This is a genomic window from Nocardioides pakistanensis (genome assembly GCF_054781215.1).
The window spans coordinates 1-5,179 of the sequence record NZ_BAAGUV010000049.1 but is presented as its reverse complement, the minus strand read 5'-3'; the positions used below and the strand labels follow the sequence as shown (position 1 = coordinate 5,179).

2 protein-coding genes and 1 riboswitch are annotated in these 5,179 nt (G+C 69.4%); of the genes, one reads left to right on the top strand and one right to left on the bottom strand.

What is annotated here, in order from left to right; translation table 11 throughout:
• Positions 1 to 3,111 (bottom strand): cobaltochelatase subunit CobN (cobN, locus tag ACYVIH_RS17325; protein WP_460870752.1); only part of this gene is annotated, 3,111 nt, incomplete at its 3' end.
• A 37-nt stretch (positions 3,112 to 3,148) separates the two neighbouring features.
• A riboswitch (cobalamin riboswitch) is annotated at positions 3,149 to 3,267 on the bottom strand.
• Positions 3,268 to 3,276: 9 nt separating this feature from the next.
• Here cobN and cobA point away from each other — a divergent pair.
• Positions 3,277 to 4,614 (top strand): uroporphyrinogen-III C-methyltransferase, encoded by a 1,338-nt coding sequence (gene cobA, locus ACYVIH_RS17320; protein WP_460870751.1) that lies wholly within the window; start codon positions 3,277 to 3,279, stop codon positions 4,612 to 4,614.
• The last annotated feature ends 565 nt before the right edge of the window (positions 4,615 to 5,179 follow it).

Genomic DNA, 5,179 nt, shown 5'->3' with positions numbered 1-5,179 from the left:
GTGCTCGGCGGAGTCGACGTTCTTGGCGGCGACCTTGATGCGGCGGTAGTTGGCGCGCATGTCGTCGGCGGCCGGTGCGCCGTCGAGGTCGCGGCCGTAGGCGAAGCCGCCCCAGGCGGTGTAGACCTCGGCGAGGTCATTGTCATCGCGCCATGTGCCGGACTCGATGACCTGCAGGATGCCGGCGCCGTACGACCCGGGCTTGGAGCCGAAGATCCGGGTCCGGGCGCGCCGGGCGTCGCCGTGCTCGGCCAGGTCGGCGGCATAGTTGGCGCGCACGTAGTTCGCCTCGGCCGGCTCGTGCAGGTCGGCCACCATCCGCACAGCGTCGTCGAGCATCGCGACGACGTGGGGGAACGCGTCGCGGAAGAAGCCCGAGATCCGGACGGTGACGTCGATGCGCGGGCGGCCGAGCTCCTCCAGCGGGACGATGACCAGCTCGCGAACCCGACGGGACTCCGCGTCCCACTCCGGACGCACGCCGAGCAGGGCGAGCACCTCGGCGACGTCGTCTCCGGAGGTCCGCATCGCGCTGGTGCCCCACACCGACAGTCCGACCGACGTGGGGTAGGTGCCGGTCTCTTCGAGGTACTTCTGCACCAGCGAGTCCGCCATCGCCTGGCCGGTCTGCCAGGCCAGCCTGCTCGGGACGGCCCGCGGGTCGACGGTGTAGAAGTTGCGGCCCGTCGGCAGCACGTTCACCAAGCCACGCAGGGGAGAGCCGGAGGGCCCGGCCGGCACGAACCCGCCGGCGAGGGCGTGCAGGACCGCATCGAGCTCGCCGGTCGTCCCTGCCAGGCGGGGGACGACCTGCTCGGCCGCGAACCTCAGCACCTGCTGGACCTCCGGCGAGTCATGCAGCGTGGTGGCGACCGTCGGGTCCCAGCCGGCCGCTTCCATCGCCTCGACCAGCGCCCGAGCCCGCGCCTCCGTCTCGTCGACCGCCTGGAGATCGGCGCCATCCTTGAGACCGAGGGCGGCCCGCAGCCCGGGGACCGCGTTGCCGACGCCGCCCCACACCTGCGCGGCGCGCAAGATCGACAGCACCAGGTTGACCCGGGCCTCGCCGGTCGGCGCCGCACCCAGGACGTGGAGACCGTCGCGGATCTGCGCGTCCTTGATCTCACACAGCCAGCCGTCGACGTGGAGCAGGAAGTCGTCGAACTCCTCGTCGTCCGGACGCTCCTCCAGGCCGAGATCACGGTGCAGCTGGGCGGCGTGCATGAGCTGCCAGATCTCACCGCGGATGGCCGCCAGCTTGGCGGGATCCATCGCGGAGATCTTGTCGTACTCCTCGAGCAGACCCTCCAGCCGCGCGATGTCGCCGTAGGACTCCGCGCGCGCCATCGGCGGCACCAGGTGGTCCACGATCGTCGCGTGCGCGCGGCGCTTGGCCTGCGCGCCCTCGCCCGGGTCGTTGACCAGGAACGGGTAGATCAGCGGCAGGTTCGCGATCGCGGCGTCGGGCCCGCAGGCGGGAGACAGGGCCGCGTTCTTGCCCGGGAGCCACTCCATCGAGCCGTGCTTGCCCAGGTGCACCACCGCGTGCGCCCCGAACCCGCCGGCCTCGACGTCTGCACCGAGCCAGCGGTAGGCCGCGAGGTAGTGGTGGCTCGGTGCCAGGTCCGGATCGTGATAGATCGCGACAGGGTTCTCGCCGAAGCCGCGCGGGGGCTGGATCAGGATCACGACGTTGCCGGCCTGCAAGGTGGCGAGCACGATTTCGCCGTCGTCGTTGACGAAGAGGGTTCCCGGTGACTCGCCCCACGCCTCGACCATGGCGTCGCGCAGCCGCCCCGGCAGGTCGGCCGTCCAGGCGTCATACGTCGCCTTGCCGATGCGCACGTGGGCGTCGGTGAGGTCAGCGGTCGTCAACCACTCCTCGTCCTGCCCGCCGGCCGCGATCAGCGCGTGCATCAACGCGTCGCCGGCCTCCGTGTCGTCGGCGACGTCGAGGAGTGGCAGCACCGGGTTGTCGGTGCCGACGTCGTAGCCCTCCTCTCGCAACCGGCGCAGCAGCCTGATAGCGGAGACGGGCGTGTCGAGTCCGACGGCATTGCCCACCCGCGCATGCTTGGTGGGGTAGGCGCTCAGCATCAGCGCGATCCGCTTCTCGCTGTTGGGCACCCGCCGCAGGACGGCGTGGTTGACCGCGATACCAGCGACCCGCGCGCAACGCTCGGCGTCGGCAACGTACGACGGCAGGCCGTCGGCGTCGATCTCCTTGAACGAGAACGGGGCGGTCGTGATTCGGCCGTCGAACTCCGGGATGGCGATCTGGCTGGCGTAGTCGAGCGGGCTGATCCCGTCGTCGGAGGCCTCCCACTCGGCCCGGCTGTTGGTCAGGCACAGACCCTGCAACACCGGGATGTCGAGGGCCGCCATCCGCTCCACGTCCCACGCCTCGTCGTCACCGCCGGCACTGGCCGTCGCGGGAACGCTGCCACCGGCCGCGAGCACCGTCACGACAACCGCGTCGAGCGTCCCGAGCGCCTCGTAGAGGTCATCCGGCGCCGAGCGGAGCGACCCTGCGAAGATCGGCACCCCGACGGCTCGGCCCGTCGCGTCGATCGCGTCGGCGAGGGCGTGGGCGAACGCGCCGTTCCCGCTGGCCTCATGCGCGCGATAGTAGAGCACGCCCACGCGGGGCAGCCGGCTGTCGCGCGCCGCCGGCCGGTCGGCGTACCCCCAAGCCGGGATAGCCACCGGAGGCTCGAACCCCTCCCCGGTCAACAGCACCGTGTCGGAGAGGAAGGCGTGCAGCTGGGCGAGGTTGGCAGGACCGCCCTCGGCAAGGTAGTGGTGCGCCTCGGTAGCGACGCCGATGGGTACGGTCGAGAGCTCCATCAGCTCCGCGTTCGGTTGTTGCTCCCCGCCGAGAATCACCAGCGGAGTGCCGTCCTGGCGAACCGCCGCGAGACCGGGCCACAGGTCGTGGGGCGACCCGAGCAGGCGTACGACGACCAGGTCCGCCCCGGCGACGAGAGCCGTGAGTTCGGCGTTGTTGCTCCGCGCGGGGTTCGCCCACACGTACTCTGCGCCGCTGGCGCGGGCCGACAGCAGGTCGGTGTCGGACGTGGACAGCAGTGCAACGCGGGTAGGCGCGGCCATGGTCGGGTTCCTCCTCCGGGGTTCTCGCCCCGTCAATCGGTCGGATCGACCCGTGGCCAGTGTCTGGCTGCACCCCGCGGCAGGCGAGGGGTGTCACAGTGGCGGAACCGCCCCGGAGTCTCACCGGGTTCCTGCACCACGAGCGTTAGCGCAGCCTACGGCAGGATGCGCGACGTGGCGCACCCGGTCTATCTCGTTCGACATGGTCAGTCGGAGTGGAACCTCCGGCGGCTGACGCAAGGGCAGACCGTCCACCCTCGCCTCAGTGAGCTGGGGCGCGAGCAGGCTAGGTGCGCCGCAGCCCTGATCTCAGGTGACCTCGCCGCGTTGGCGCTGCCGGTTGCGCGGATCATCAGTAGCGACCTGGTTCGAGCCACCCAGACCGCGGGGATCCACTCTGGTCACCTCGGAGCGGAGGTGAAACTCGACGCACGGCTGCGCGAGCAGAACCTCGGGGCCCTCGAAGGCAGAAGCTACGAAGAGAGCTGGGCCGTGGCCGCCCAGACCGACTGGTCGGACTCCACCACCCCGGTCGCGGGCGGCGAGTCGGCTATGGATGTGTACGACCGCATGGGCGCCGTGCTCAGGGAGCTCGACCGCGGCACCGTATCAGTGCTGGTGTCCCACGCAGACGCCATACGCGGAGCCGTCGCGTACCTCCGAGGCGTGAAGCCACACGAGGCCCCGTGGGTCGACGTGTCCCAACGCCCGCATCGACGGCGACATCACGTGGCTTGGACAATGACGTCCATGCCCAACCGAACCACGTCCCTGGAAGCAGCATCCTTCGCCGGAGTCACCCTCGTCGGAGCCGGCCCAGGCGACCCGGATCTCATCACGGTCGCCGGTCTCAAGGCGCTCCTTGGCGCAGACGTCGTCGTGACGGACCGGCTGGTACCTCGTGAGCTGCTCGCCGGGCTCAACCCCGATGTCGAGCTCATCGATGTCGCGAAGTTCCCGCGCAGCCGGTTCACCGCCCAGGAAGACATCAACTCAGTCTTGCTGGACCGCGCCCGAGCCGGGAAGAACGTCGTCCGTCTCAAGGGAGGCGACAGCTACGTGTTCGGTCGCGGGTTCGAGGAGATGCTTCACATGCAACACGCCGGCGTCCCCGTCCGTGTCATCCCCGGGCTGTCCTCATCCATCTCCGTGCCAGCGCTGGCGGGCATCCCCGTCACACATCGAGGGGTCGTCCATGAGTTCACCGTCGTCTCAGGTCACGTGGCCCCCGGCCATCCTGACAGCCTCGTCAACTGGGTAGCCCTCGCCGCATCAAAGGGCACCATCATCCTGTTGATGGCGGTTCAGAATGCGGGCGAGATCGCCGAGGCCCTTGTCGCCGGAGGACGCGACGCCGACCAGCCCGCTGCCGTCATCGCCGACGGCTCGCTGGCGAGCGAGCGTGTTATCCGCACGAGCCTGGTCCAGCTCGGGAAGGCAATCGAAGCCGAAGAGGTACGTCCGCCGGCAATCATCATCATCGGTGACGTCGCCGGCCTTTGACCAGGCGGCCTTGGCAAGGGTTCGTCCCACGAGACACCGATGTGAAAGTCGTCCTCTCCGGTCAGGCGGCTGCCGGAGAGGATTCGAGGGACCTTCTCGAGCACGCGCACGACCGCTGCCTCGTCTCTCCCACCGAGGGCGGACACTCTGTCATTGCCGCGTCACGCTGGGCGAAGGGCAGCGGCTGACCGCGGGAGTGGACGGTGTCGATCTGACTGCCTGGACGCTTATTGGACGTTTACTAGCGCAGAAGTCCGCTAGACCGGGCCGGCAGCGGCAAGATCGAACAAGAGTTGTTGAGCGCGTTTCCGCAGGTCACAGCACACGTTCACCGACCCCAGCGAGACGACGCAAAGGGGAGGCCTCCCGTCAAGGGGTCGCAGGTTCAAATCCTGTCAGCCCGACCGATCAATCCGCCCCTGACCTGCGGAAACGCGGTGTCAGGGGCGGATTCTGTCTTGAACTGTCCGGTGGTGCCGTTTGGTCAAGTCGACGACGGTGATGGCGCTCGCCGGAATTCCCCAGTGATGCTCATCGAAGTTCCCCACCCTGGGCGGTGGTCACT